2 rRNA genes are annotated in these 5,325 nt (G+C 54.0%); both read left to right on the top strand.

Annotation, left to right across the window (positions count from 1 at the left end):
• Positions 1–225: 225 nt before the first annotated feature.
• Positions 226–1,749 (top strand): 16S ribosomal RNA (locus ACFWHR_RS15340).
• Positions 1,750–2,213: 464 nt separating this feature from the next.
• Positions 2,214–5,322 (top strand): 23S ribosomal RNA (locus tag ACFWHR_RS15335).
• The 16S and 23S rRNA genes sit together here, the layout of an rRNA operon.
• Positions 5,323–5,325 lie beyond the last annotated feature (3 nt).

Genomic DNA, 5,325 nt, shown 5'->3' with positions numbered 1-5,325 from the left:
CCTTGGTTGGGGGTGACGGGTGGTGTCTGGTCTTTGAGAACTCAATAGTGTGCACTTAAATTGTCTTATGCCAATTTAATTTATAATCCCCGACATTCACCATTTTGTGGTGGGTGTGGGAGATTCCTTTTTTGGATAACAAGAATCGTCAGTTTTGATGGTTCTGTTGCCAGATTGAACTCGTCGCATGTCACGGTTTTTCCCTGTGGTGTGTGGCAATCGTTTTTTACGGAGAGTTTGATCCTGGCTCAGGACGAACGCTGGCGGCGTGCTTAACACATGCAAGTCGAACGCTGAAGCCCAGCTTGCTGGGTGGATGAGTGGCGAACGGGTGAGTAACACGTGAGTAACCTGCCCCGAACTCTGGGATAAGCGCTGGAAACGGCGTCTAATACTGGATATGTCCTATCACCGCATGGTGTGTAGGTGGAAAGAATTTTGGTTCGGGATGGACTCGCGGCCTATCAGCTAGATGGTGAGGTAATGGCTCACCATGGCGACGACGGGTAGCCGGCCTGAGAGGGTGACCGGCCACACTGGGACTGAGACACGGCCCAGACTCCTACGGGAGGCAGCAGTGGGGAATATTGCACAATGGGCGCAAGCCTGATGCAGCAACGCCGCGTGAGGGATGACGGCCTTCGGGTTGTAAACCTCTTTTAGTAGGGAAGAAGCGCAAGTGACGGTACCTGCAGAAAAAGCACCGGCTAACTACGTGCCAGCAGCCGCGGTAATACGTAGGGTGCAAGCGTTGTCCGGAATTATTGGGCGTAAAGAGCTCGTAGGCGGCTTGTCGCGTCTGCTGTGAAAACCAGAGGCTCAACCTCTGGCCTGCAGTGGGTACGGGCAAGCTAGAGTGCGGTAGGGGAGATTGGAATTCCTGGTGTAGCGGTGGAATGCGCAGATATCAGGAGGAACACCGATGGCGAAGGCAGATCTCTGGGCCGTTACTGACGCTGAGGAGCGAAAGCATGGGGAGCGAACAGGATTAGATACCCTGGTAGTCCATGCCGTAAACGTTGGGAACTAGATGTAGGGCCTGTTCCACGGGTTCTGTGTCGTAGCTAACGCATTAAGTTCCCCGCCTGGGGAGTACGGCCGCAAGGCTAAAACTCAAAGGAATTGACGGGGGCCCGCACAAGCGGCGGAGCATGCGGATTAATTCGATGCAACGCGAAGAACCTTACCAAGGCTTGACATATACGAGAACGGGCGAGAGATCGTCAACTCTTTGGACACTCGTAAACAGGTGGTGCATGGTTGTCGTCAGCTCGTGTCGTGAGATGTTCGGTTAAGTCCGGCAACGAGCGCAACCCTCGTCCTATGTTGCCAGCACGTAATGGTGGGAACTCATGGGATACTGCCGTGGTCAACACGGAGGAAGGTGGGGATGACGTCAAATCATCATGCCCCTTATGTCTTGGGCTTCACGCATGCTACAATGGCCGATACAAAGGGCTGCGATACCGCGAGGTGGAGCGAATCCCAAAAAGTCGGTCTCAGTTCGGATTGGGGTCTGCAACTCGACCCCATGAAGTCGGAGTCGCTAGTAATCGCAGATCAGCAACGCTGCGGTGAATACGTTCCCGGGCCTTGTACACACCGCCCGTCAAGTCATGAAAGTCGGTAACACCCGAAGCCGGTGGCCTAACCCCTTGTGGGAGGGAGCTGTCGAAGGTGGGACTGGTAATTAGGACTAAGTCGTAACAAGGTAGCCGTACCGGAAGGTGCGGCTGGATCACCTCCTTTCTAAGGAGCACTCACCCCTGTTTGGGGGTGCAGAATGACTCGATCAGTGACATTCGTTCACTGCGAGTTGCTCATGGGTGGAACATAAGACAAGCTGGCTTGCTGGCTCTTCTGTGTGAGTACGTTTCTTCGTTTCGGCGGGGGGATTGGAAAGCGTGGGTGGGTGGGTGAGTGAGTACCGAGTGCATGCTATTGGGTCCTGGGAGACCAGCCGGTCACACCCTGTTTGGGGTGTGGTGGACTGGGGTACCTGACCTGCTGTCGTAGAACGTGTTGTCTACGGGGGTGGGATCGACCGTACGTTGAGAACTACACAGTGGACGCGAGCATCTTTCAAGACAAGATGATCTGCTTTGACCTTTCGGGGTTGGGGTGGTGGTTGTCTTGTCTTGAGATACTTAAATAATTTCATTGGTCACATGCCACCCTTTTTGGGTGGTGTGTGTTTCTGAATACTTATGTGATTTCAAGTTTATAAGAGCAAACGGTGGATGCCTTGGCATCTGGAGCCGAAGAAGGACGTAGTAATCTGCGATAAGCCTCGGGGAGCCGATAAACGGGCTATGATTCGAGGATTTCCGAATGGGGAAACCCCGCCAGGGCGCGTGCGTACCTGGTGACTCCCGCCTGAATATATAGGGCGGGTAGAGGGAACGTGGGGAAGTGAAACATCTCAGTACCCACAGGAAGAGAAAACAACAGTGATTCCGGGAGTAGTGGCGAGCGAAACCGGATGAGGCTAAACCGATCATGTGTGATACCTGGCAGGGGTTGCATGGTCGGGGTTGCGGGACATACCGTGAGGCGCTGCTGAGCCTCGAACGTGAGAGTGAAGCTATAGGAGAACGCCTTGGAACGGGCGACCGGAGTGGGTGAGAGTCCCGTATCCGAAATGGTTTTACCGCGTGGTGTGTATCCCAAGTAGCACGGGGCCCGAGAAATCCCGTGTGAATCTGTCAGGACCACCTGATAAGCCTAAATACTTCCAGATGACCGATAGCGGACTAGTACCGTGAGGGAAAGGTGAAAAGTACCCCGGGAGGGGAGTGAAATAGTACCTGAAACCGTTTGCTTACAATCCGTCGGAGCAGGCTTTGTATCTGTGACGGCGTGCCTTTTGAAGAATGAGCCTGCGAGTTAGCGATATGTGGCGAGGTTAACCCGTGAGGGGAAGCCGTAGCGAAAGCGAGTCTGAATAGGGCGATTCAGTCGCGTGTCCTAGACCCGAAGCGAAGTGATCTATCCATGGCCAGGTTGAAGCGACGGTAAGACGTCGTGGAGGACCGAACCCACTTAGGTTGAAAACTGAGGGGATGAGCTGTGGATAGGGGTGAAAGGCCAATCAAACTTCGTGATAGCTGGTTCTCTCCGAAATGCATTTAGGTGCAGCGTTGCGTGTTTCTTGCCGGAGGTAGAGCTACTGGATGGCCGATGGGCCCTACAAGGTTACTGACGTCAGCTAAACTCCGAATGCCGGTAAGTGAGAGCGCAGCAGTGAGACTGTGGGGGATAAGCTTCATAGTCGAGAGGGAAACAACCCAGATCACCAACTAAGGTCCCAAAGCGCGTGCTAAGTGGAAAAGGATGTGGAGTTGCTGTGACAACCAGGAGGTTGGCTTAGAAGCAGCCACCCTTGAAAGAGTGCGTAATAGCTCACTGGTCAAGTGATTCCGCGCCGACAATGTAACGGGGCTCAAGCACGCCACCGAAGTTGTGGCATTCATATATCAGGTAGGCCTTCGTGGTCCAGCCGTATGGATGGGTAGGAGAGCGTCGTGTGGCGAGTGAAGCGGCGGTGTGAACCAGTCGTGGATGCCACACGAGTGAGAATGCAGGCATGAGTAGCGAAAGACGGGTGAGAAACCCGTCCTCCGGAAGACCAAGGGTTCCAGGGTCAAGCTAATCTTCCCTGGGTAAGTCGGGACCTAAGGCGAGGCCGACAGGCGTAGTCGATGGACAACGGGTTGATATTCCCGTACCGGCGGTAAACCGTCAAAGACCTAACCAGTAGTGCTCAGCTATCCAAAGCCGTGTTACGGATCCTTCGGGTGATGTGCGTGGTGGAGGTTGCGAACCCGATACTGGGGTGGTGAGCGTGAGGTGTGACGCAGGAAGGTAGCCTGTGCCGGGCGATGGTTGTCCCGGTGTAAATGTGTAGCCCGTCGATTATGAATAGTTTTCGGCTTTGGGTGAGACATGATGCGGACCCGTTAGGGGAAGCAGGTGATCCTATGCTGCCAAGAAAAGCATCGACGTGAGGTTTGCTGTTGCCCGTACCCCAAACCGACTCAGGTGGTCAGGTAGAGAATACTCAGGAGATCGAGATAATCATGGTGAAGGAACTCGGCAAAATGCCCCCGTAACTTCGGGAGAAGGGGGGCCATCCACTTATTAGGATTTACTCCGAAAGGGTGTGGTGGCCGCAGAGACCAGTGGGAAGCGACTGTTTACTAAAAACACAGGTCCGTGCTAACACGCAAGTGGATGTATACGGACTGACGCCTGCCCGGTGCTGGAAGGTTAAGAGGAGAGGTTAGACCTTTGGGTCGAAGCTTTGAATTTAAGCCCCAGTAAACGGCGGTGGTAACTATAACCATCCTAAGGTAGCGAAATTCCTTGTCGGGTAAGTTCCGACCTGCACGAATGGCGTAACGACTTCCCAGCTGTCTCCACCGTGAACTCGGCGAAATTGCAGTACGAGTAAAGATGCTCGTTACGCGCAGAAGGACGGAAAGACCCCGTGACCTTTACTACAGCTTGGTATTGGTGTTCGGTGTGGCTTGTGTAGGATAGGTGGGAGACTGTGAAGCTCAGACGCTAGTTTGGGTGGAGTCGTTGTTGAAATACCACTCTGGTCATATTGGATATCTAACTACGGACCCTGATCGGGTTCTGGGACAGTGCCTGGTGGGTAGTTTAACTGGGGCGGTTGCCTCCCAAAAAGTAACGGAGGCGCCCAAAGGTTCCCTCAACCTGGTTGGCAATCAGGTGGCGAGTGTAAGTGCACAAGGGAGCTTGACTGTGAGACTGACAGGTCGAGCAGGGACGAAAGTCGGGACTAGTGATCCGGCAGTGGCTTGTGGAAGCGCTGTCGCTCAACGGATAAAAGGTACCTCGGGGATAACAGGCTGATCTTGCCCAAGAGTCCATATCGACGGCATGGTTTGGCACCTCGATGTCGGCTCGTCGCATCCTGGGGCTGGAGTTGGTCCCAAGGGTTGGGCTGTTCGCCCATTAAAGCGGTACGCGAGCTGGGTTTAGAACGTCGTGAGACAGTTCGGTCCCTATCCTCTGCGCGCGTTGGAGATTTGAGAGGATCTGACCCTAGTACGAGAGGACCGGGTTGGACGGACCTCTGGTGTGCCAGTTGTTCTGCCAAGGGCATGGCTGGTTGGCTACGTTCGGGATGGATAACCGCTGAAAGCATCTAAGCGGGAAGCCGGCCTCGAGATGAGATCTCCGTCACCCTTGTGGTGGTGAGGCTCCCAGTAGATTACTGGGTTGATAGGCCAGATGTGGAAGCACTGTAAAGTGTGGAGCTGACTGGTACTAATAAGCCGATGACTTGATTTCTTT

Origin of the sequence: Leucobacter sp. NPDC058333 (assembly GCF_042726155.1) — a bacterium.
Taxonomy (GTDB): domain Bacteria; phylum Actinomycetota; class Actinomycetes; order Actinomycetales; family Microbacteriaceae; genus Leucobacter.
The sequence above is the reverse complement of the archived record's forward strand: the minus strand, read 5'-3'. Positions and strand labels throughout refer to the sequence as shown.